This window comes from Pseudoxanthomonas sp. JC1303 (genome assembly GCF_058448525.1).
The window spans coordinates 3,365,615-3,389,206 of sequence record NZ_CP185958.1 but is presented as its reverse complement, the minus strand read 5'-3'; the positions used below and the strand labels follow the sequence as shown (position 1 = coordinate 3,389,206).

16 protein-coding genes are annotated in these 23,592 nt (G+C 67.0%); 5 read left to right on the top strand and 11 right to left on the bottom strand.

Features of this window, described 5'->3' with window-relative positions:
• Positions 1-58 precede the first annotated feature (58 nt).
• The 3 genes from ACORQU_RS15255 to ACORQU_RS15245 form a co-directional block, all read right to left on the bottom strand.
• The gene (locus ACORQU_RS15255; protein WP_491641940.1) at positions 59-1,990 is read right to left on the bottom strand and encodes a CocE/NonD family hydrolase; all 1,932 of its coding nucleotides are present in this window, start codon (positions 1,988-1,990) and stop codon (positions 59-61) included.
• 168 nt (positions 1,991-2,158) lie between these two features.
• Positions 2,159-2,617 carry a globin domain-containing protein gene (locus ACORQU_RS15250; RefSeq protein WP_491641939.1) on the bottom strand — a complete coding sequence of 153 codons (459 nt, stop codon included), beginning with the start codon at positions 2,615-2,617 and terminating at the stop codon, positions 2,159-2,161.
• 316 nt (positions 2,618-2,933) lie between these two features.
• Complete coding sequence (locus ACORQU_RS15245; RefSeq protein ID WP_491641938.1) at positions 2,934-4,022, bottom strand: GlxA family transcriptional regulator; 1,089 nt, start codon at positions 4,020-4,022, stop codon at positions 2,934-2,936.
• Between ACORQU_RS15245 and ACORQU_RS15240 the strand changes: the two genes are divergently transcribed.
• Positions 4,004-4,804, top strand: a complete 801-nt coding sequence (locus tag ACORQU_RS15240) for an SDR family NAD(P)-dependent oxidoreductase (protein WP_271646344.1) — start codon at positions 4,004-4,006, stop codon at positions 4,802-4,804. The genes ACORQU_RS15245 and ACORQU_RS15240 overlap by 19 nt on opposite strands.
• A 133-nt stretch (positions 4,805-4,937) precedes the next feature.
• On the opposite strand, the gene ACORQU_RS15235 is transcribed toward ACORQU_RS15240, so the two are convergent.
• From ACORQU_RS15235 to pmbA, 4 genes are all read right to left on the bottom strand, one after another.
• Positions 4,938-6,080, bottom strand: a complete 1,143-nt coding sequence (locus tag ACORQU_RS15235) for a DUF1501 domain-containing protein (RefSeq protein WP_491641937.1) — start codon at positions 6,078-6,080, stop codon at positions 4,938-4,940.
• A gap of 2 nt (positions 6,081-6,082) precedes the next feature.
• Entirely contained in the window at positions 6,083-7,468 is a 1,386-nt protein-coding gene (locus ACORQU_RS15230) for a DUF1800 domain-containing protein (RefSeq protein WP_491641936.1), read from the bottom strand.
• A gap of 173 nt (positions 7,469-7,641) precedes the next feature.
• Complete coding sequence (locus tag ACORQU_RS15225; RefSeq protein ID WP_271646347.1) at positions 7,642-8,019, bottom strand: DUF4870 domain-containing protein; 378 nt, start codon at positions 8,017-8,019, stop codon at positions 7,642-7,644.
• Positions 8,020-8,126: 107 nt separating this feature from the next.
• Positions 8,127-9,488: a metalloprotease PmbA gene (pmbA, locus tag ACORQU_RS15220; protein ID WP_491641935.1), complete on the bottom strand. Its 1,362-nt coding sequence runs from the start codon at positions 9,486-9,488 to the stop codon at positions 8,127-8,129.
• A gap of 74 nt (positions 9,489-9,562) precedes the next feature.
• Between pmbA and yjgA the strand changes: the two genes are divergently transcribed.
• On the top strand, positions 9,563-10,120 hold the full coding sequence (gene yjgA / locus ACORQU_RS15215) for a ribosome biogenesis factor YjgA (RefSeq protein WP_491641934.1): 558 nt from the start codon (positions 9,563-9,565) through the stop codon (positions 10,118-10,120).
• Positions 10,121-10,158: 38 nt separating this feature from the next.
• On the opposite strand, the gene tldD is transcribed toward yjgA, so the two are convergent.
• The 4 genes from tldD to ACORQU_RS15195 are packed head-to-tail and all read right to left on the bottom strand — an operon-like array spanning position 10,159 to position 17,714.
• Positions 10,159-11,604 carry a metalloprotease TldD gene (tldD, locus tag ACORQU_RS15210; protein ID WP_491641933.1) on the bottom strand — a complete coding sequence of 482 codons (1,446 nt, stop codon included), beginning with the start codon at positions 11,602-11,604 and terminating at the stop codon, positions 10,159-10,161.
• Between the two features lie 44 nt (positions 11,605-11,648).
• Positions 11,649-15,617, bottom strand: a complete 3,969-nt coding sequence (locus ACORQU_RS15205; RefSeq protein ID WP_491641932.1) for a YhdP family protein — start codon at positions 15,615-15,617, stop codon at positions 11,649-11,651.
• Between the two features lie 40 nt (positions 15,618-15,657).
• Positions 15,658-17,148 carry a ribonuclease G gene (rng, locus tag ACORQU_RS15200; RefSeq protein WP_271646353.1) on the bottom strand — a complete coding sequence of 497 codons (1,491 nt, stop codon included), beginning with the start codon at positions 17,146-17,148 and terminating at the stop codon, positions 15,658-15,660.
• Positions 17,148-17,714: a Maf family protein gene (locus ACORQU_RS15195; RefSeq protein ID WP_491645147.1), complete on the bottom strand. Its 567-nt coding sequence runs from the start codon at positions 17,712-17,714 to the stop codon at positions 17,148-17,150. The genes rng and ACORQU_RS15195 overlap by 1 nt, the downstream gene beginning before the upstream one ends.
• Before the next feature lie 136 nt (positions 17,715-17,850).
• On the opposite strand from ACORQU_RS15195, the gene ACORQU_RS15190 reads away from it, so the two are divergent.
• The 3 genes from ACORQU_RS15190 to ACORQU_RS15180 all read left to right on the top strand — a co-directional run bounded on the left by ACORQU_RS15190 (position 17,851) and on the right by ACORQU_RS15180 (position 23,590).
• On the top strand, positions 17,851-18,585 hold the full coding sequence (locus ACORQU_RS15190; protein ID WP_491641930.1) for an SIMPL domain-containing protein: 735 nt from the start codon (positions 17,851-17,853) through the stop codon (positions 18,583-18,585).
• Between the two features lie 238 nt (positions 18,586-18,823).
• On the top strand, positions 18,824-21,880 hold the full coding sequence (locus ACORQU_RS15185; RefSeq protein WP_491641929.1) for a TonB-dependent receptor: 3,057 nt from the start codon (positions 18,824-18,826) through the stop codon (positions 21,878-21,880).
• Positions 21,881-21,985: 105 nt separating this feature from the next.
• On the top strand, positions 21,986-23,590 hold the full coding sequence (locus tag ACORQU_RS15180) for a tetratricopeptide repeat-containing sulfotransferase family protein (protein ID WP_491641928.1): 1,605 nt from the start codon (positions 21,986-21,988) through the stop codon (positions 23,588-23,590).
• Positions 23,591-23,592 lie beyond the last annotated feature (2 nt).

Here is a 23,592-nt window from a genome sequence, read left to right as displayed (position 1 = left end):
GGCGGGCCCTGCGGCTTTCACGCGTGGCGCGCCTGGCGGGCCAGGCGCGCCGGGTCGCTCAGTGACTGGCGCTCGAGTGCGCCACCACCGGCAGCAGTACCGCGCTGCGGCCGTCCGCACCATGCTCGACGGTCACCGTGGCCTTCTGGTAGTCGGCGGGCTTGGCGAACAGGATGTTGGACACGTAGGTCTGCGGGTTGCGGTCGTACAGCGGGAACAGCGAAGACTGGATCTGCACCATGATCCGGTGGCCCGGCTTGAACACGTAATTGATCGTCGGCAGGCGGAACTTGTATTCCTGCACCTGGTTGGCCGGGATCGCCGAGGGGTCGGCAAAACTCTTGCGGTAGCGCCCGCGGAAGATATCCATCGACACCGGCAGCTCATAGCCGCTCATGTCCGGGTTGAGCGCGTCCGATCCCGGATACACGTCGATGACCTTGACCACGAAATCGCCATCGGTGCCCGTGGTCCGGGCAAACAGGTCGGCGATCGGCGCGCCTTCCACGGTAACGGCCTTGTCCAGCACCGGCGTGGTGTAGGTCAGCACATCGCCCCGGTTCTCCGCGAAGCGCTGGTCCTGCACCAACCAAGTCCGCCAGCGGTCGTTCTCCTGCGGAATCGGGCGCGACAGGTAAGGCACCGGGTTGGCCGGGTCGGACACATAGCTGTCGCTGCCACCGGCGGGCCGCTCGAAGCTCAGCCCCCTGTCGGCCTGCAGGTACAGCGGCGTGAGCTTCTGCGCGTCGGCGACCTTCCAGTCGTTGAACCGATCCCAATGCTGCTCGGCCGGGTTGTAGATCATCGCCTGCGGCAGCGGCTTGGCCATCGGCGTGCCGCGTAGATAGTGGTTGAACCACGGGATTATCACTTCCTGGCGGAACTGCGCGGTGGTATTGCCCGGCCACTTCAACGGGCCCAGCTCCCAGCCATCGCGGTTGATCTGGCTGTGGAACCACGGGCCCATCACCAGGTGGTTATTGCTGCCGTGGCCGGCCTGCTGCAGTGCCTCCCAGGTGTGGACGGCTCCGTAGATGTCCTCTTGGTCCCATAGGCCCTGCAGCCACATCGTCGGCACGTTGGACGGATGCGCCGCCACGATCTTGTCCAGCGCCTGCAGCTGCCAGAAGGCGTCGTAGGCCGAGTGCGCGGCAAACCGGTTCCACCACGGCAGCTGCTCGAAGCCATGCGCCTTGGCATATGCGCCGGCCGAACCGGCCTCCAGGAAGTTGACGTAATCGTCGTCGGTGTCGCGCGGGACGTCCTCTCCCTTTCCCTGTTTGGTCATCTGCCCGGTGAAGTAATCCAGGTTGACCAGGCGCAGCGCGCCGTAGTGATACCAGTCATCGCCCATCCAGCCATCGATCATCGGGCTCTCCGGCGCGGCGGCCTTGAGCGCCGGATGCGGGTCCAGCAGCGCCATGGCCACCGTCCAGCCGTCGTAGGACGAGCCGATCATGCCGACGTTGCCGTTGGTTTCCTTGAGGTTCTTCACCAGCCAGTCGATGGTGTCCCAGGCATCGGTGGTGTCGTCGGTCTTGGTCGGGTTGAGCGGGCCGCGCGGCGGGCGAGTCATGACGTAGTCACCCTCCGAACCGTACTTGCCGCGGATGTCCTGCCACACCAGGATGGTGCTGCCGTCGGCCCAATCCTTGTTGCCCGGCCTCACCGCGTCGGCCATGTGCGGGCTGTTGTTGGGGGCAAAGCCGCTGGCGTCGTAGGGCGTGCGCTCCAGCAGGATCGGCAGGTCATGCGCCCCCTTTGGGATGACCATGACCGTATGCAGCTTGACCCCGTCGCGCATGGGGATCATGACCTCGCGCTTGACGTAGTCGAAGTTGCCTTCCGGCTGCTGCCACGCCTTGGGGATGTCCGAGCCGGTCTGGACCATGTCCGGGGTGACCTGGCCGGCATCCTGCGGAGCCGCCAGGGCCGCGACAGGCAGGGCGCAGAAAGAGGCAATGGCCAGGGCCAGGGCGGTGTTCTTCATGGGGCAAGCATCCTCGTGACGGTGGGAGGGACGGCAGCCGCCGATGCGGCGACCCAGCCTGACTATCCTGTCAGTTTTGTCCCCCGGGAAGTTGCTTTGGTCATGGGTCCCGGCACCGGGGCCTCCGGCCGTCTGCTCGCCGGCCGGAGGCCCCGGTGCGGCGTGGGCTTAGTCCTCGCCCAGCAGGCCTTCCCGCGACCAGCGCGCGATGCGCAGATCGTCGGGCACATGGTCCGGCGAGGCCGGATACGCCGCCATCCGCGCGTGCGTGGCCCAGCTGAAGTAGTCCAGCAGCACCTGCCGCAGCGATGCATCGTCCAGCCCGATATCGTCCAGTGCCAGCGCGAAACAGGCGATGGCCCGCGCATCCATCTCCTCGTGCACACCATTGCCGCTGTGCATGCGCACCACGCCCGACTCGGAGCCGAACCGGCTCGAATACGCCGCCGGCCCGCCCCACGCTTCGACCCAATAGGCAGCCAGGCGCTCGGTGTGCTGCGGGTGGAAGCCGTGACTGAAGGCGTGCGCAACCACTGGATCGGCCAGCACCCGCACGTGCCAGGCATGGGCCAAGCGATGTGCGGCGTCCGGACCGCCCATGTCCTGGAGAAGCGTGGTGGTGTTCATCGTGCGAGCTTGAACGAAAAACGGGACGCTCGGCGTCCTGGGAAGTTGTTTTGAAGGAAGCCGCCAGCGCCCGAGCGCCCATGCACCGAACGCGCCACGCCCCATGGCAGCTTAAGCTCCATCACCCTGTCCTGGCGTCCGCGGCGGGGCGGGTCACGCTTGGACGGCAGGATTTGCTTCAAGCCTTTCGCATGCCTGCAACGCCGCGGAAGCGTTGCAAGGACACGGGACAACTTGCCACGCGGGCTTGCTCAGGCGTGTCCCCGCATGGTGAGCGGCTTCGGAAGGCATAGGGGCCAGCACTTCAGCCCTGGTCTCATGCGTCGGGCCTGCTACGCGAATGCCGCCGCAACGCCTGAGGTGCCACGCCGAAACGACGCAAGAACACTTCGCGCAGATGCCGACGGTCGCGAAAGCCCGTCTCGCGGGCGATCACTTCCAGCGGATGGCGCCCCTGTTCCACCATGACACGCGCGGCCTCCACGCGCAGCGCTTCGATGGCCTTGGCAGGTGACTGGCCGGTTTCCGCCGTAAACACCCGGCTGAATTGCCGAGGGCTCAGGCTGACGCGCTCGGCAAGCTGTTCCACGCTCAGAGAACTGCCCAAATGGCGCCTTGCATAGTCGAGCGCCTGCTGGATACGGTCGCTGCGCGGCGCGAGTTCCAACAGTTCCGAATGCTGGGTCTGTCCGCCGGCGCGGCGATGGTGCATGACAAGCCGGTGCGCGACGCCACGTGCCACGTCCGGCCCCAGGTCCTTCTCGACCATGCCAAGCGCCATGTCCAGCGCGGCGGTCATGCCAGCCGATGTCCAGAACGGGCCATCCAGGATGAAGATCCGATCGGGTTCCACCTGGATATCGGGGTAGCGTTGCTGCATGTGCTCGGCGAAAGCCCAGTGCGTGGTGGCCCGGCGCTGCGCGAGCAGGCCGGCCTCGGCCAGGATGAAGCCCCCGGTGCAGATGCCGGCCACGCGCCTGGCCCGAGGCGCCACGCGGCGAACGAATTGCAGCAGCGCCTGGGAGGCCGGACGGGCCAGCGGATCGATCACCCCCACCAGCATCCAGGTATCGGCGCGACTGCGCCCGGTGAGTTCACGCGTCACCACCCGCATGCCCAGGGATGCATTGACCTCCCCGCCTTCAGGCGACCAGTTCTCCACCACGTAGAAGGTCTCGCCGGCCACCAGGTTGGCGAACTCGAACACCGCCTGCGAGCCCAGCGCCATGACCTGGAAACCGTCCCCCAGTACATAACCAACGCGATGCATCGTCGCCGATCTCGTATGTCCTAAAAAACGAATATATGCGTCATTTGCGCCAAGGTCCATCGAGCGCAGGCTTTCACCACATCCCGCGGTCATCGCCGCCCACTGGAGAAAGCACAATGTCCACGCAGTCCCCATCCACGCCTGGTGTCGCCCTGGTGACAGGCGCCTCTTCCGGCATCGGCGCGGTCTACGCCGAGCGCCTGGCCGGCCGCGGACATGACCTGATCCTGGTCGCACGCGATCGTCAGCGGCTCAACGCCCTGGCCGAGCGCATCACCAGCCAGACCCAACGCTCGGTCGAAGTCATCGCCGCCGACCTGGGCCGCCGCGACGCGTTGGCGACGGTCGAGCAACGACTCAAGCAGGACGCCGACATCACGGTTCTGGTCAACAACGCAGGCATCGGAACCCACACCCCGTTGCTGGAGAGCGATGTCGAGCGCATGACCGCGATGGTCGAGCTCAACGTCACCGCACTGATGCGCCTGACCTATGCCGCCGTCCCGCAGATGGTGGCGCGCGGCCGCGGGACCCTCATCAACATTTCTTCCATCGTCAGCCTGGCGCCGGAAGCCCTCAATGGCGTCTACGGCGGCAGCAAGGCCTTCGTGACCGCCTTCAGCCAGTCGCTGCAAAAGGAGCTGGAAGGGACCGGCGTGCACGTCCAGGCGGTGCTGCCGGGTGCGACGGCCACCGACTTTTGGGCCACTGGCGGCCTGCCGGTGGAGCACCTGCCCAAGGAGATCGTCATGCGCACCGAAGATCTGGTCGACGCCGCCCTGCGTGGCCTGGACCGTGGCGAACGGATCAGCATCCCCTCGCTGCATGCCGGCGAGGAGTGGGACGCCTTCGAGGCCGCCCGCCAGACGATGTCAGCGCATCTGTCCAGCGATACCGTGGCCGCGCGCTACCGTTGATCACTCGATTTTCCTCGTCCGCGCGCGGCGACCGGGAACGCACGCCGTCCAACGGGTTCCCGATGAGGCAGCCTGCTCCGCGCGCGGCCAGGGGAAAGCGTTGCAGCGCAGGGCTTTGCCAGTTCGCAATGGATCAGGCGAGCAGCCCCTCCATGAGCGGCACCTTGCCGCTGTCCGGAAACACTGCCGTCTGCAGCCGGCCTTCGTCCACCTTCAGGTGACCGGCCAGCACGGCCTTGAACAGGGCGCGCATGTCGGTGGTGACGCGCAGGTCGCGGCCTTCGTTGAGGGCAGCGGGCGACAGGCCGGGCCAGTCGCCGGCGATGCGGCCACCGCGCACCGCGCCGCCGGCCAACAGGGCCACGCCGCCGGTCCCGTGGTCGGTGCCGCCGGTGCCGTTGACCCTGGCGGTGCGGCCGAATTCGGTGACCACCACCACCACGGTCCTGCCCCAGATCGCCTGCGCGTTGTCATGGAAGGCGCGCAGGCCGTCGTCCAGTTCGGCGAGCTTGTTCTTCAGCACGCCGGCCTGGTTGACGTGGGTATCCCAACCCGAGTCCTCGACGAAGCCGATGCGCGGGCCGTTGGCCTGCGACATGAAACGCGCCGCGGCGGCGGTGGCCTCCGCCATGCGCCCTTTGCCGCCCGTGCCCTTGCCTCCGCTCACGCCCTGCGTGTCCACGGCACGCTGGAACGAGGCGGCCAACACGGGATCGTGCGCATACAGACCCTGCAGGCGCTGCAGCAGGATCGGATTGACCGCCTCGGGCAACGGTGGCGACCACGTCGAGGCGTCGCCTGGCCCCCGCATGATCAGTGGCATCACCGTGGTGATCGACAAGGCCTCGGTGCCGGCCATCGCGCTGGCACAGCGGTTGAGCCAGCCGGTGCTGGCGCCGCTGGGGCGGGCGCTGCCGTTCTCCAGGCAGTCCTGGGCCTCGAAATGCGAGCGCTGCTGGTACGGCGGGGCGATCGCCACCACCGGCAGCAACTGACGCTGGCCATACAGCGTGTGGGCAAAGGCCAGCGACGGGTGCAGGCCGAAATGCGCGTCCAGCTTGAGCGTGTCGGTCGGTGCCAGGTCGCCGCGCAAGTCGCGATACGCAGGATCATCGGTGGGCACCAGCACATGCAGCCCATCCAGGCCGCCGCGCAGCAGGATCACCAGCAGGCGCGTGTCGTTGGCGCGTTGCGCAGCGGCCCCGAGCTGGGGCCACAGGGTGAGCGTGGTCAGGGCGCCAGCGGCGCCGAGGAAGGCACGTCGGGTCAGGGACATCGTCAGGTCCTCCACTGGAAGGCGGGGCTGGCGAACAGCAGGGCCAGTCCATCGCGCGGGGATTCGGCACGGGTCAGCGCGGTGCGCGTGTCGGCATCGAGCGTGTCGGCAAACACCGCCTGCGCGGTGCCGAGCGGGTCCAGGCGGTCTTCCGGCACCGCTTCGGCCAAGGCCTGGCTGGCCTGCACCCGCTTCCACAGCGCATCCGGGCCGCTCCATTGCGCGGCATCGTCCTCGAACCCGGCCGGCGAGCGCGGCGTGAACGGCGGCTGCCCCATGCGGGCGAGCAAGGTCACCTGCAACTGCGGCTGATCCTTGGCCAGCGCGCCGCCGGCGCGCAGTGCCGAGAGCAGGTAGTCGTCGGGCGTCTTGAACTTGCGCGCCTGCGGGCCCCACGCGGCCGGGTGCCGGATCAGCGCGGCATACACCTGCGCCAGTGCGCCACCACTGTCGCGCCAGGCCTTGACCATCGCCTCCACCACCGGCTGCGGCGGGGTGTCGCTGATGAGGTGGCGCGCGATCTTGGTCGAAACATGCCGCGCCGTGGCCGGATGCACCGCCAGGTCGGCCAGGATGGCGCGACCCTGCGCCACGCCGGCTTCCGCGTAGCGCCGCCCCATGACCGTGCGCGCGCCGGCCTCGTGCGCGTTGGCGCGGAACGCAAAGGCCGAATCCGGCGCGCCGCGCTGAAAGTCCTGTGGCATCGGCACGCCCCAGCCGGTGATGGCCTTGGCGAATTCGGTCACATCGGTCTGCGAGTAGCCGCCATGCACCCCCACGGTGTGCAGCTCCATGATCTCGCGCGCCAGGTTCTCGTTGAGGCCCGGCGCCTTGTCGGGGTTGCGCTGGCGCACGCGGGTGGCGAGTTTCGAATCTGCCCCCACCGAGCGCACGTTGTCCAGGAAGCGCAGCATCGCCGGGTGCGTCTCCACCGCCAGCAACAGGTCACCGAAATGGCCCAGCACGTGCGGGCGAATCGCCTCGCGCTCCATCGGCGCGGCGTAGTGGGCGGCCACGCGCTTGTCCACCGAGACGGCGAAGTGGTTCGACCAGAACCGCACCATGCGTTCGACGAAGCTGGCCTGACTGGCCACCGCGACCTGTTGGCGCAGCGCCAGCTCATGCAGTTGGTCACGGCGCATGTCGCGCGCCATGTCCTTCGGCGGTGGCTGGCCCTGCCGCCGGGCCTCGCGCCGGGCCTGCTGGAGGGCGATGTCCTGGCGCAGATAGGCCAGGCTGTCGGGCAGGGCCTGCAGGGCCGGCGCCGACGGGGGCGCCTTGAGCTGTGCGAGCAGCCAGCCTTGCGGGTCGCCCAGGCCTGCGAGTTCTCCCGGACGGGCACCCAGGCCGAAACGGTTGGCGGCACTGACCGACTGAGCGGTGACCATGACGCATTCCTCGATGAAGGACGATGCGGAGGCTAACGGGCCAGCGGCGATGCGGTTGACCGGCGTGCACGGGCCCCACCCCGTTCAGTAGCGACGGTGCGCCGCGCCGGGATGGGACGCACAAAAAAGCCCGGCGCGTGGCCGGGCCTTGTGTCGCTTGCGCGGGCGGCGGATTACTTGATCAGCCGGATCGCGAACGGATAGCGATAGGCAACGCCTTCATTGGCCTTGAGTCCGGCCAGGATGCAGAAGACCAGGTTGACCAGCCAGACCAGCGGCATCAGCAGGCCGCCGATGATCACGAAGGCCAGCACCCAGCAGATCACATAGCCGAAGAACACGGTGATCTGGAAGTTGAGCGCCTCCTTGGACTGATCGTTGAGCCAGGCCTTGGCGGGGTTGTCCTTGTTCACCAGCCAGATGATCAGCGGCACGATGAAGCCGGTGACGATGCCGGTCAGGTGCACGATGAGCGCGACCGTCCGGTCCTCCTGCGGGGCAGTACCCGCCGGCGGCGGCGGCGGCGCGGTGGCGTTCTCGAATTCGTTCATGGGCGTTGGCTTCCTTGGGTGGTTGTGGAACGCATCGGGTGGATGGAGGCAGGCAACTGTCAGCGGCCGGCTGTCGCCCGTCAACCCGGCGATAACGCATCAATACGTCATTGCCCGCCGGCAACGGTCATCCGTCCCACCAGCAGCGAGCCCATGCCGATGTGCGAGCGCGCATCCAGGTCGCTGCCCACCGCCTCGATCGCGGCGAAGATGTCCTTGAGGTTGCCGGCGACGGTGACGTTGTCCACCGGATAGGCCAGCTGCCCGTTCTCCACCCAGAAGCCGCCGGCGCCACGCGAGTAATCGCCGGTCACGCCATTGACGCCCTGCCCCATCAGCTCGGTGACCAGCAGGCCGGTGCCCATGCCGGCCAGCATCGCGGCCCGGTCCCCTGCGTTGCTGGACACCCTGAGGTTGTGGACCCCGCCGGCGTTGCCAGTGCTGGACAGACCGAGCTTGCGCGCCGAGTAGCTGCCCAGCACGTAGCGCTGCAGCACGCCGCCGGCGACCAGCGGCGAGTCCACCGTGGCCACGCCCTCGGCGTCGAAGTTGCCCGAGCGCAGCCCGCCGCGCAGGCGGGGCAGTTCGTCGATGGAGAACCAGTCCGGGAACACCTGGGTGCCGGCGCGGTCCAGCAGAAAGCTGGCCTTGCGGTACAGCGCGCCGCCGCTGACCGCGCCGAGCAGGTGGCCGATGAGCGAGCGCGCGACTTCCGCACTGAACAGCACCGGGTATTGCCCGGTGGCCACATCGCGCGGGGCCAGGCGCGCCACGGTACGTTGCGCCGCGCGCAGGCCGACCGCTTCGGCTGCTTCGAGCTTCTCGCGCATCAGCGCGGTGCTGTACCAGCCATCGCGCTGCATGCCCTCGCCACTGCCGGCGATCAGCGCGCAGCTGATGGAGTGATGCGTGCCGCGCTCACGCCCGATGAAACCATGGGAGTTGGCATACACCGACAGCCCGTAGCCGCTGCCCACCGAGGCGCCATCGGAATTGCTGATGCGCGCGTCGGCCTGGCGCCCGGCGGCCTCGCAGGCCAGCGCCAGATCCACAGCAGTATCGGCGTCCAGCGCCCAGGGGTGCCAGGTGTCCAGATCCGGGAAATCGGTGGCCATGCGCGCGGCATCGGCCAGGCCGGCGGCCTCATCGTCCTCGGTATAGCGGGCGATGGCGCAGGCCTGCTCGACGGTGGCCGCCAGGCTGTCTTCGCGCAGGTCGGCGGTGCTGGCACTGCCCTTGCGCTGGCCGAAGTACACGGTCACGCCGATGGCCCGGTCCTGGGTGGACTCGACCGTCTCCACCTCGCCCAGGCGCACGTTGACGTTCAGGCCACGGTCCTCGCTGCAGCTGACCTCGGCCTGGGTGGCGCCACCCCGGCGGGCCATGTCCAGCAGCCGCTCGGACAACTGGGCCAGGTGGTCCAGACGCGCGTCGCTGTCGTCGTGCACGGGAGAAGTGATGGCGTTCAATGGCTTATCCTTGTCGATCTGATGTTGGATTCGGCGCGCCCTGTGATGCGCGCGCCTTGAAAGGTGAAGTGAGCATGCGCGGACGCGATCCGGACACTGGCGAGTTCTACAGCCCCAGCCGCACCCAGCAGCGCCAGGACGCGCTGGAGGTGCGCACGCTGGCCGAGCAACTGGTGGCGCTGCCCGCGGCCCGCCTGGCCCAGCTGCCCATGAGCGAGGAACTGCTGGAGCATGTGTACGACACCCAGAAGGTGACCTCGCACATCGCCCACAAGCGCCAGCTGCAGTTTCTGGCCAAGCAGATGCGCAAGGAAGACGACCCCACCCTGGAGGCGATCCGCGACGCGCTGGATGCCGGCGGCGACAGCGCGCGCCGCGAAACCGGTCTGATGCATCAGGCCGAGACCTGGCGCGAGCGCCTGCTGGACGAGCCCGAGGCCCTGACCGAGTTGCTGGACACCCATCCCGACGCGGATCGCCAGCGCCTGCGCCAGCTGATCCGCAACGTGGGCGAGGAGCGCAAGAAGAACAAGCCGCCGGCCGCCTACCGCGCGCTGTACCGTGAGATCCGTGCCCTGCTCGACGGCGACGACGCACCCGCAGATGGGATCGAGCCGGACGAGGACGACTGAGTCCTCGCGCGCATGCCGCAACGTCGGCATCGCGCGCCTCAGGCCTGCGTGCCGCCCACGGTGAGTCCGTCGATCAGCAGCGAGGGCTGGCCGACCCCGACCGGCACGCTCTGCCCGTCCTTGCCGCACACGCCCACGCCGGCATCCAGCGCCAGGTCGTTGCCGACCATGCGCACCTTCTGCATGGTCTCCGGTCCGTTGCCGATCAGCGTGGCGCCCTTGACCGGCGCGGTGACCTTGCCGTCCTCGATCAGGTAGGCCTCGGTCGCGGAGAACACATACTTGCCGCTGGTGATGTCGACCTGACCGCCGCCGAAGTTGACCGCGTACAGACCCTTCTTGACCGAGCGGATCATCTCGTCCGGCTCGTGCTGCCCGGCCAGCATGTAGGTGTTGGTCATGCGCGGCATCGGCAGGTGGGCGAAGGATTCGCGCCGGCCGTTGCCGGTCGGCGCCATGCCCATCAGGCGCGCATTGAGGCTGTCCTGCATGTAGCCGACCAGCACGCCATCCTCGATCAGGGTGGTGCACTGGGTCTGCTGACCTTCGTCGTCGATGTTGAGCGAGCCACGGCGGCCCTCCAGGGTGCCGTCGTCGACGATGGTCACGCCCTTGGACGCGACCTGCTGGCCGATGCGACCGGCGTAGACGCTGGTGCCCTTGCGGTTGAAGTCGCCTTCCAGGCCGTGGCCGACGGCCTCGTGCAGGAGCACGCCCGGCCAGCCCGAGGCCAGCACCACCGGCATCACCCCGGCCGGCGCATCGACCGCTTCCAGGTTGACCAGCGCCTGGCGCAGCGCTTCGCGCGCGAAATGCTCCGGCTTGCCGTCGGCGAGCAGCTCGGCATAGGAGTAGCGCCCGCCGTAACCGGCATAGCCGGATTCGCGTCGGCCGTTCTGCTCGACGATCACCTGCACGTTCAGGCGCACCAGCGGGCGCACATCCGAGGCCAGCACCCCGTCGCTGCGTGCCACCAGCACTGTGTCCACGCCGCCGGACAGGCTGACGCTGACCTGCTGCACGCGCGGATCGGCCGCGCGCAGCAGCTTGTCCACCGCACGCAAGGCGGCGACCTTGGCGTCGTTGTCCATCGCATCGACCGGGTCTTCGGGCGCATACAACGAGCGGCCCTGACCGCGCACCAGGGTGCGCGGGCTGTGGCTGGCGCCGTCGCGGGCGATTGCCCGGGCCGAGCCAGCCGCGGTCAGCAGCGCGCTGGCGTTGATGTCGTCCGAATACGCAAACCCGGTCTTCTCACCGGAGATCGCGCGCACGCCCACGCCCTGCTCGATCGAGTGCGCGCCGTCCTTGACGATGCCGTCTTCCACCGTCCAGCTCTCGCGGCGGGTGTGCTGGAAATACAGATCGCCGAAATCGATGCCCGGCCCCAGCAGCGCGCCGAACGCGCGGTCCAGCCCGGACTGGTCCAGGCCCGCGGGCAGCAGGAGACGGGATTCGGCAAGGGCAAGTGCGGATGTGCTCATGGGTTCAATGATCGGGCTGGAGAGGGGGAATGCAAGGGCAGCAGTCAGGGCGAGGGGGGCGCGGTGTCTTGCGGGGTGTCGGTGGTTGGCGTGGTGGCGTCCGGCGCGGGCGTGGTCGCCGGCGCAGCGTGCTCGGTGACCTCGACGCTCGGATCCTTCCAGGGCCCGGTCACATGGTAGGTCTTGGCCCCGATCTGCCCCAGCGGCTTGCGCAGGACCGCATTGGCCGCAGCGCCCACCGCCGCCCCGACCGGGCCACCGGCCACCGCACCGACCACGGTCAGCAGGTTGCCCGACTTGGGCAGCACGTCGATGGTCTGGTCGAAGGTCTGCGCCTTCAGGTCGGTCTGCCCCCCGATACGGATCTCGGCCGCGGGGCCTTCCATGACGGTGTTGTCGGTGCGCGCCTGGCCAGCGACGAAGGCCACGTCACCGTGCACGCGATTGAACGCAAACCCCTTGGAGAAGAAATCGCGAAAATCCAGCATCAGCCGGCGCGGGAGCTGGGTCAGGCTGAACAGGCCGAGCACACGCCCGGCGCCCGGCTCGACCTCGAGCAGCGCGCCGTTGCGCACGTCCAGCTTGGCGCTGCCATCGAGCGAGCCCAGCGAAAAGCCCGCCGGGCTCGACGACCAGGCCAGGTCCAGGTCGATCTCGCCTTCGCCGCCGCGCAACCGCCCGCTGAAGCCCAGGCCGTCCATCAGCGCCCCCACGTCGCGACTGTCGACCTTGGCGACAAGATGCGTGCGGGCGTTGGGGCCGTGCCCGGTCCAGTCGCCGGTGACGTCGATGGCCTGCTGGTCCGAATGCATGGTCAGGGTCTGGATCTGCAGCCCGCCGGGCACCTTGCGGGTGCGCAGCGTCGCCTGCCCCAGCCGCGCCTGGCCGAAGCGCAGGTCGCCGATCTGCAGCGCCAGCGGCGGAAGCGCGGCCGGATCCAGGTCGTCTTCGGACGTGGTCCCATTGGCCGGCGGAGCCGGCGGCGCTGCCCCGTCCGGCGGTGACGGTGCGGCCGAGACCCAGTAGAGACGCTCCAGGGTGCCCTGCACGGCTGCATCGGCATCGTCGGGGACGTGCACGTTGCCGGACAGCGCGCCGCCATCCAGGCGCACGTCCAGCGCATCGCGCGCCGGCGAGACCTGGACCCGTGTGCCGGGAAACACGCCGCCGATCAACAGCAACTTCTGCGCCGTGATATCGATCCCGCGCAGCGCCAGGGGCTGGCTGGACGAGGCTGCGGGGGCCGTCACCGGAGGCACCGGCGGGGCGGTGGTGGCAGCGGCGCCGAGCTTGGCGACGGCGGTCCCGGCCTTGACCAGCGGGTCATCGGCCGGCGCGCTGCCCGAGGCGCGTGCCACCGCGATCCAGCCTGCCGCATCCAGCGCACCGGCGGCTCCACCGGCGCTCAGGCCGCTGGCCGGCACGGCCTGGGCCACGCTGCTGCGCCCCAGTTCCACGCGCACGCCGGTGGCGCCATTGCGCTCCTGCGCGCGCAAGGCGAGCAGCTTGCCGAAATTGACGTCCACCCGGCCCTGTTCGAGCGGCATCTGGATTGCGACGGTCGAAGCCAGGGCACGCCCGGCCGGCTTGTCCAACGGCGCCGGCAGCTTCAGCGCGGTTCCAACCAGATCCGACTGCGCGGTGATCTGCACCGGCGGATCGCCGCCCGCCTGCGGCGGCGTCCCGACGCCGACGTTGATCGTCCACGGCGAGCGTCCCTGGAGATAGCGCTTCATCCATGCCAGGTCCGGTACGCGCTCGAGCAGCTCATCGCTGGTCAGCGGCGCCTGCAGGCGCGCCTCGAACACATGGTCCGGGCTCTGTGCCGCGTCCCCGGCGCGCAGGCTCAGCCGCGCGGGCGCGCCGTTGCGCAGGGCCTCGAGCTGGGGCGCATCGAAACCGCCTTCCGAATAGCTGGCCGTGCCGTTGACCCCGCTGAAGGCCAGGTCGTACGTGCTGTCGGCCAGTTGCGCGCCGGTCAACTGCACCTGGCCACTGATGTCCGGCTGCGCGCCGCCGCGCAGCGGTAGGGTCATGCCGAAATCCACGCGGGCCGGGCCCGAGGCAGTCAGGCCTTGCATCGCCGTGCCATAGGCCTTCTGCAAGGGGCTGTGGCGCAGCAGCGCCAGCAGCCTAGCGGCATCGTCACCGCCCTGGGCGTCCAGCTTGAGCACCGTTTCGTGCCAGTCCGCGATGCCGCCCTCGATCCGCGAGATCGGCACCTCGTCCAGCCGGCCCTTGCCACTGAGCGAGAACCCATTGTTGATAAAGCGAACGTGCGCATCGAGGTCGGTCATGTCCGGCCAGTCTGGCTGGAACCGGATCCGTCCCTTGTCGATATCGGCCTGTGCATCGAACAGGCCCTCGTGGTGCACGAACGGCCAATCATCCAGGTCGCCGCCGACCAGACCGGTGCCATGCCGCACCGTCCCGCCCTGCATCGCGCGATCCAGCCACTCCAGCGCAGGCTTGGACATCAGATGGCGCACCCAGAAACCGCGCGCGGCGGGCACCGGTGTGTCGTGCACATCGGCGGACACGTTCAGCCAGGGGCGCGTGCCGTCGTTCTGGAACCACACGTCCGCACGCGCGGTCACGCCGAAGTCCGGACCGTCCACCACCAGCGAAGGCGTGCCGACCTTCCACCCGGCACCTTCGCGCCACGCGGCCAGGGTGCCGTGCAGCGTGGCGGGATGCACCACGCCAAAGCCCGCCGGCCAATCGAAACGGAACGGCACAGCCGGGTCCAGCGCCAACGCCACACCCTGTGCATCACCGGTCAGCGCACCGCCCAACCCGGACAGGCCGGGCGCATGACCCACTGGATTGAAGGACAGCCCATCGACATGCGCCTGCACGCGCAGCGGCCCTTGCAGGTTGCCGGCCATTTCCACCCGGGACAGGCCGACCTTGGGCTTGGCCTGGCGCAGCCAGGCGCGCAGCGCCGGCGCGATGCGGTCACTGAGCCCCACCACCCGCAGCAGCGGACCAGCCTGCAGGCGCTCGACACGCAGGGCCGACGCCGTACCGCCGGCCAGGCTCAACCCGCTCACACCCTCGTCCGCGCCATCGCCAGTGAAAGCCAGTTGCGGGATATCCAGCCGCCAGCCGCGGTCGGTCACGCGCACGCGCGCCTGCCCGTGGATCCGGGCGAACTGCGCCTGTGCCGGCGCATCGCGCGCGGCCAGCGTCACCTGACGCAGGTCCAGTTGCGCCTGCGCCTGCGCCAGGCGGTTGGCGCGCAGGCTGGCCCAAACCAGGACGCTGCCTTGACCGTCCGCCAGCGTCAGCCCGGCCAGGTCCGACAGCGCCGCCCAGTCGGCCAGCCGCAAGGCCTTCGCCTCCAGATAGGCTCGCCCGTCGCCGCTGTCCCGATCGAACCGTGCGGCGAGATGGATGGGCGCCCCGCCCGCGCGCCCCTGCAGCCGCGCGCCGGCCTCGACCTGGCGACCCTGGACGCGCAGTCGCAAATCGATGCGTGGCAGTTGCAGGTCCCATCCCAGGGAAGGCGCGAGCACGTGCAGGCGGCCGTCGACCACCTGCAGCTCCCCCAATCCGTCGAGCGCATGGAACGGGTCTCCGCCCGGCTTCTGCCCCGGGAAGCCACGGATCGTCCAGCGGCCGTCAGCGGCGCGCTCGGCCTCCAGGGCCAAGTTGCGCAGGCGCAGCTCGGTCAGCGGGCGACCGGGCAGCAGGCCCGAATACAGCGAGACTAGGACCTCGGCCTGGCCGATGTCGATCCCCTCGCCGGCGCCGCTGGGCCCAACGTGCAGGCCGTCGAGCTGCAGCAGCGGTCCACGCCGGGTCCACTGGGTGTGCAACGACTGGAACTGGACCGGACGCCCGGCGCGCTGGCTGAGCCAGGCCGCCACCTGGTCCGGATGGCGCTCGGCCAGGGGCAACAGCTGGCTGACCACGCCCAGGACCACGGCCACGCACACCAGCGCCACCGCCAGCGTGTACCAGGCCACGCGGCGAAGCACGCGCAGGCGGTGATGGAACGCGACCGGCATTCAGCGAACCGGCGCTTGCGGCACGCTGCCGCAATGGCCTTCAGAGCAGGACGACATCGAACTGTTCCTGCAGATACTGCGCATCGGCCTGGAAGCGGATCGACTTGCCGAGGAATTCCTCCAGCTCGGCCACCGCCTGGGATTCCTCGTCGGTGATGCGCGCCACGACCTTGGGGGAGGCGATCACCAGCAGGCGCGCGGCCTCGAACTGGCGCGTGGCCCGGGTGATCTCGCGGAAGATCTCGTAGGTGACCGTCTCGGTGGTCTTGATGGTGCCGCGCCCGCCGCACTCGGTGCAGGGCTCGGACAGCTGGCGCTCCAGACTTTCCACGGTGCGCTTGCGGGTCATCTCCACCAGACCCAGCGGCGAGAAGTCATACACCGTGGTCTTGGCGTGGTCTCGCGACAGGCCCTTCTCCAGCGTGCGCAGGACCTGGCGCTTGTGCTCGGCATCGGACATGTCGATGAAGTCGATGATGATGATGCCGCCTAGGTTGCGCAGGCGCAGCTGCCGGGCCACGGCCTGGGCCGCCTCCAGGTTGGTGCGGTAGACCGTTTCCTCCAGGTTGCGCTGACCCAGGAACGATCCGGTGTTCACATCGATGGTGGTCATCGCCTCGGTCTGGTCGATGACCAGGTAGCCGCCAGACTTGAGCGGCACCTGCTTGTCCAGCGCACGGCCGATTTCGTCCTCGACCCCATACAGGTCGAAGATCGGCCGGTCGCCGGCGTAGAGCTCCAGCTTCTCGGCCAGCGGCGGCATGTACTTGGCCACGAAGGCCTGCAGCCGCTCGTAGGTCTCGCGCGAATCCACCTTGACCCGGTCCACGTCCTTGCGGATCAGGTCGCGCACCGCGCGCAGCGGCAGGCTGAGGTCTTCGTAGAGCAACGCGCGCGGCGCCATCTCGCCGACGCGGCGATTGATCACGTTCCACACCCGCGACAGGTAGGCCACGTCCTCGGCCAGGGCCTCGGCGGTCTGCCCTTCGGCGTTGGTGCGCACGATATAGCCCATGTGGCCGTGGTTGGCCGACAGCTCGGTCACCAGCCCCTTGAGCCGCGCGCGCTCGGCCTCGTCCTCGATCCTGGCCGACACCCCGATCACCTTGGACTGCGGCAACAGCACCAGATAACGGGAGGGAATGGAGATCTGCGTGGTCAGGCGCGCACCCTTGGTGCCGATGGGGTCCTTGACCACCTGCACGACGACATCCTGGCCATCGCGGACCAGCTCCAGGATCGAGGCCGGCGCCGGCGGCGGCAGGGAGACTTCCTCACCGGCGGTGACCGCAGCGGGGGGCGCCGGGCGCACGATGTCGCTGGCATGCAGGAAGGCCGCGCGGTCGTGGCCGATTTCCACAAAGGCGGCCTGCATGCCGGGCATGACCCGCTGCACCTGCCCCTTGTAGATGTTGCCCACGATGCCGCGCCGCCAGCCGCGCTCGATATGCAGCTCCTGCAGCATTCCATTCTCGACCACCGCCACCCGCGTCTCCCGCGGGGTGACGTTGACCAGGATTTCCTCGGACATCACTTCACTCCGAATTGCGTGAGCAGGCGCGCCACGTCGTGCAGCGGCAAGCCCATTACACCGGAATAGCTTCCGGAAAGGTGGGTGATGAAGGCCTCGCCGCGGCCCTGGATCGCATAGGCGCCGGCCTTGCCCATCGACTCGCCGGTGGCCACGTATTCGGCGATCGCCCGGGGGGTCAGTTCGGCAAAGGTCACTTCCGACACATTCAGCACCTGGGCCTGGCGTGCACCGGAGACCAGGGCGACCGCGCTGGCCACGCGATGGGTGCGCCCGGACAAACGCGCCAGCATCGCACCGGCATCGTCGGCATCGACCGGCTTGCCAAATACCAAGTCGTCCAGGATCACCTCGGTATCGGCGCCGAGCACCACCGCATCCTGCCGGCCGTCGAGCTGGGACAGGCCAGCCTGGGCCTTCTCTCGCGCCACCCGCTGCACATAGTCCAAGGCCGCTTCGCCCGGCCCGCGCTGTTCAGGTACATCGAGGGTCAGCAGCTCGAATGCCACGCCCAGACGGACCAGCAGTTCGGCACGCCTGGGGGATCGGGATGCGAGGAACACCATGGCCGACAGGATAACCCGGCGCAGCTGACTGAACGGGCGCCAGCGACCCGCCCAAGACGCCAACCCCACCCGCCCGGACGGTGCGTTCATCGCCTGGGCAATACCTTCTCCATCACGCACCACGACAGGACTCACCATGCACACCACGCTACGCCCGCTGCTGCTCGCCCTCACGCTCGCCCTGGGAGGTACCGCCATGACAGCGTCCGCACAGACCGCCGGCCCGTCCGGCTACACACTGCCCGCTGACGGCACCCTGCTGTCGATCTCTTCACAGGCCGAGGCCAGCCGCACACCGGACATCGCCACGATCTCCGCCGGCGTCGTCACCCAGGCGGCCGACGGCAACACCGCCATGCGTGACAACGCGCGTCAAATGACCCAGGTCATGGCGGCGATCAAGCAGGCCGGCATTGCCGACAAGGACATCCAGACCAGCGGCGTGATGCTCAACCCCCAGTACGACTACCGCGACAATCAGGCGCCGAAGATCACCGGCTACCAGGCCACCAATACCGTGAGCCTGAAGGTCCGCAAGATCGCCGACTTGGGCCAGGTGCTGGATGCGTTGGCCGCCCACGGCGCCAACCAGATCAACGGTCCGACCTTCGAGATCGACGATCCCGACCCCGTCTACGACCAGGCGCGCCTGGCGGCCCTGAAGCAGGCCCAGGCGCGCGCCGAGACCTACGCCCGCGGGCTGGGCCTGAAGGTGCGCCGCGTGGTCAGCCTCTCGGAAGGCAGCACCGGCGGCGGTCCGCGCCCGATGATGATGATGGCCCGGGCCAAGGAGGCCGACAGCACTCCGGTCTCCCCTAGCGAAACCACGCTGACAGTCAGCATCGAGGCAGTGTTCGAACTGGGACGTTAGACCTGCAGTGCTCCCGCAAGTGTGAGCTCAGGGCCGCGGCAACGCGGCCTTTTCTATGCCTGGTACAGCGTGGAGCGGGAACATGAATGAAGAGCGTAGCGGTCGGCAACATGTACGGAAATTAATTTTTCGTGACTTTCGCGGCAACGGCCGCTAAATTTCGGTTAACCGCGTGTCAGATGATGTCAGACATGACGCACGGGACCCTTTGGTTCATTCTGTAGTCAGGAGAGAGACTGTGGCAGGCAACCGTACGAAACAGGCGATGCAGCGCACCGCCTTGAGCGTCGCTCTCGGCATGTGCTTCAGCACTGCCGTTTTTGCGCAATCCAATACACAGGGCGCAATTTTTGGCCAGGCTATGGCCGGCTCCACGGTTCAGATCGTCAACCCCGATACTGGGTTTTCGCGAAGCACAACGGTCAGCAACGATGGCACCTACCGCTTCTCTGCACTTTCAACCGGCAGTTACAACGTCACCTTGCAGGACTCCAGCGGCGCCGTCGTCGCATCGCGCGAAGGCGTCTACGTCAGCATCGGTGGCGGCACCCCCGTTAATTTCACCAGCGGCGGCAACGCCGCCACCCTGGACACTGTCACCGTGCGCGGGAGTGCGATCGCCAATCCAATCGATGTCTCCTCCGTGGAATCGGCCACGGTCTTGACGGCGGAACAACTTGCCAGGATCCCAGTCGCACGTGACACCACTTCGGTGGCGCTGCTCGCCCCGGGCACCGTCCGTGGGGATAACGCATTCGGTAATCTCGCCTCCTTTGGCGGCTCGTCCGTCGCTGAGAACCAGTACTACGTCAACGGCTTCAATGTCACCAACACGTTCCGCAATCTGAACTTCTCGCAGATTCCCTTCGAAGCAATCGCCGAACAGCAGGTCAAGACTGGCGGCTACGGCGCCGAATTTGGTCGCTCGACCGGTGGCGTGGTCAACATGATCACAAAGCGCGGCACGAATGAATTCCACGCGGGTGCGAACGTATTCTGGTCACCGGACTCCCTGCGCGCTAACACCAAGAACGTCTACTACGCCAATCCACTGACGCCTGATTCCTACGGCAAACTGCTGGAAGATAATTCAAAGGACGAGGAGGATCAGTGGGTTGGGGCGGTATGGGCCAGCGGCGCGCTGGTCAAGGACACCCTGTTTGCTTATGGCCTGGTTCAATACACCCAGAAGGACAGCCAGTCCTATGGCGATGTCGACTCCTTCACCAACAATAAGGATTCAGTCGACAACCCGAACTGGCTGTTGAAGATGGACTGGAATATCAACGACAGCAACAAGCTGGAATTCACGGCCTTCAGCGACACCAGGAAGACCACCAGCCGCACCTATCTCAATGATCCTGGCAGCCTGGAGCGCCGCAACTTGGTGGGCACGCAGCACAGCGAGAATGGCGGCGAGAATTACATCGGCAAGTACACTGGCTACCTGACCGACAACTTCACCCTGACGGCGCTGTATGGTCACGGCACTTTTGACCGATCCACCTACCTGCGCACGGCAACCGGGGACCTAGTGGAATATGGCGGCGACCTCGCCGTGCCAGCCACGGGCTGCCCGATCATCGTTGATGCCCGCTCTGATGCACGCAAGGCTGCGACCGGTGTTTACGGAAGTACCTGCAACATCACCGGCGGCTCAATCGACCGCAAGGACTCCAAGGACACCCGCGATCAGTATCGTATTGACGCCGAGTGGGCACTGGGCGATCACCTGATCCGCTTCGGCTACGACCGTGACGACTACGAGTCGGTCGCGGGCCAGGCCTATGAAGGCGGCCGCGTGTGGCGTTATTCCACCAACGTGGGTCCGGATGGAGAACTGAACACGGCTGACGACTTCGACGTTGTGCGCGAGCAGATCGTGCAGCAGGGTTCAACCGTCAAGCTCAAGCAATGGGCCTTCTACGTTGAAGACAGCTGGAACATCACCGATAACTTCCTGGCTTACCTCGGTGCGCGCTGGGACACCTTCGAAAATCTGAATGGCAATGGACAGTCCTACGTCAAGATCGACAAGCAATTCGGTCCGCGCCTGGGCTTCTCATGGGACGTCAACGGCGATTCCAGCCTGAAGATCTACGGTAATGCAGGCCGTTACGCGCTGCCCCTGACCCCCAGTGTGGCCGTGCGTGGCGCCAGCGCGTCGTTGTTCACGCGACAGAACTTCAATTTCACCCAAGTGGACCCGGTCACCGGCGCTCCCATTGATCCGACGCCGCGCAGCGGGCTTCAGTATGTCAACGGTGAATTCGGCGAACCGAAGAACCCCGCGACGATTGCAGCCAAGAACCTCGATCCGATGTACCAGGACGAGTTCATTCTTGGCTTCGAGAAGCAGCTGACCGAGCACCAGTCGATTGGCGCCAAGGGAACCTATCGCAAGCTCAAGGCCGCGATCGACGACAACTGCGACTACACGCCGATTTATGATCGGGCCGTTGCAGACGGGTTCGATCCGGTCCTCCCGAGCTCCGGCTTCCCTTACTGCCGCATGTTCAATCCGGGCAAGAGCCCCGTGTACGTAACGGACATCGAAGACGATGGCGTTCTTACCGAATACAAGATCGATGGCTCGCTGCTCTCGCCGGACGCCAAGCGCAGCTACAAGGCACTTGACATGTTCTGGAATGGCTATTGGGAACGGCTGTTTGTGCAGGCTTCCTGGACCATGTCCTGGAACAAGGGCAACACCGAAGGTGGGGTCAAATCCGATATTGGCCAAGCCGACACCAGCGTGACCCAGGACTTCGACTACAAGGAGCTGATGGTCGATGCTTATGGGTATCTGCCGAATGACCGACGTCACAGCTTCAAGATCTTCGGCAACTACCAGATGACCGATGAGTGGTCAGTCGGTGCCAATCTGATTGTGCAGTCGGGTCGGCCGAAGAACTGTCTGGGCGACCTGGATCTCGATCCGGAGCCCGGGGCAGCGAATTTCAGCCCCCATCCGTACGGATCGAGCTTCTTCCGTTGTGGCACGACCGAACTAGGCGCCTCGGGTCCTGTTTCCGCCGTGCCGCGCGGAACCGCCGGGCGCCTGCCCTGGACCAACACGCTCGACCTCAATGTAGCTTATGCGCCTCAGTGGGCGCCGGGACTGCAGTTCAAGGTGGACGTGTTCAATGTTTTCAACAACCAGAAGGTGATTGCGGTTAATGAGGTAGCGGAGAACGGCTACAACACCGACGGCACGCCGCTGAACACGTACGGTTCTGCTCGCGCCTATCAGGCGCCACGCAGCGCACGCTTCATGGTGCAGTACGATTTCTGATCGAAGCCCGCGGGCGCCCTCAGGATGACAGACGGCCGCCGAAGGGCGGCCGTCTTCTTTGTTCATCCAGCATCTTGGTCCCGTTATGCTGCGAATTCTTACGACATGAACTTCAGTTCCATGCGCAACACGCTAGACACACTGTGGGCAGAAGGTCAGGCTCTGGAAACCTCCCGCAACCTGCTGGATGCGCGTCAGACCTACGAGCGCATCGTCGCAATCGATGCGAGCCATATTGCCGCACGGCTGCGCCTCACGCGCCTTGCCCAAGTCTTCGATGAGTACATTCTCGCGCGCCGGCATGTGATTGAGGCTGCGGACGCCATCCGCTCGGGTGCGAGTACCCGGCTGGTTGCATTCGTTACCCAGCGGCTACTGGATTTCGCGGAAGAAAGCGAGGTTGCGGCGCTGACCCTCTCGCTTGACTGGGCCGACCCGGAGGTTCTGAGGCAGGCCGCGCCGCTGGCCCAGCACCTCTGGCTGTCGGGACGGTACGAGGACACGCTGCGCTTCCTTGACTCGGTGGAACCTCGACTCCCGCCGAATGCGCTACTGCTCCTCACGCGTGCGAATGTCCTGCGCTACTTGGGCAATATGCAAGAGGCAAGCCGCCATTACCACCGCGCACTCGAGGTTGAACCCGCGCTGGTCGATGCGCATTGGGCCCTGGCCACGCATGAACGGGATCCAGCGCCTCCATTGAGACTTGAACGTCTCCGCGCAGCCGCCAGAAGCCACACCAGAGGCAGCATTGAAGCCGCTCACCTGCGTTATGCGCAGTTCCGCGACCTCGACCATCTCGATCGCCGGGCAGAGGCGTGGGCGGCACTGCAACGCGGCGCCAGCATCATGGCTTCCGCTTCACGACACGACGCATCGCGCGATCACCAAGCGCTACGCCGCCTGGAGACACTCGGATGCCAGCCCTCGCAGGCTGAAAGTGGCAAGCCGACGCAACCCACGCCGCTCTTCATCGTCGGCCTCCCCCGGACCGGCACGACCTTGCTGGATCGGATCCTCGGCAACCATGGCTGGGTCAGCAGCACTGGGGAACGCAACGATTTCGCGGCTGCCGTCAGCGAGGTATCGGACCACTTTTTCGGCACGCTGCTACAGGAGGAACTGCCCTCAACGTTCCTCGATATCGATCTGAAGCAAGTTGGTCACCTGTATGTTCAGCGTTTGCGCCGCCACGCATCCGCAACTGCATATGCGATCGACAAAAATCCGCAAAATCTTTTCAACCTCCCCTTGATCGTACGCGCGCTGCCCCATGCCAAGATCCTCATCCTCGAGCGCGACCCCATGGATGCCGCATTCTCCAACCTCAAGGAGTTGTTCCAGGGAGGCGCCTATGCTTACAGCTATGATCTCGCTTCGCTAGCGGTGCGAACCTCAGGGGCCATGCGACTCGCGCACGACTGGCAAAAGCAGAACCCAGGCGCTATCCATATCGTGCCCTATGCAGCACTCGTGCAGACGCCTGACGAAACGATCAAGCACCTGCTTGAATTTATCGGACTCCCGCCCGCTGACGGATTGACCGACATCATGTCGAACCGCTCGGCCGTGACTACCGCCAGCAGCAGTCAGGTGCGCGAGCCATTGAACACTCGCGCGTTGGATGCATGGCGGCGCTATGCATCCGAACTGGCGCCGCTCCAAGCGCTACTCGAAAAGGAGCGTGGTGCGAATGTCCCACGTGCCTAGTT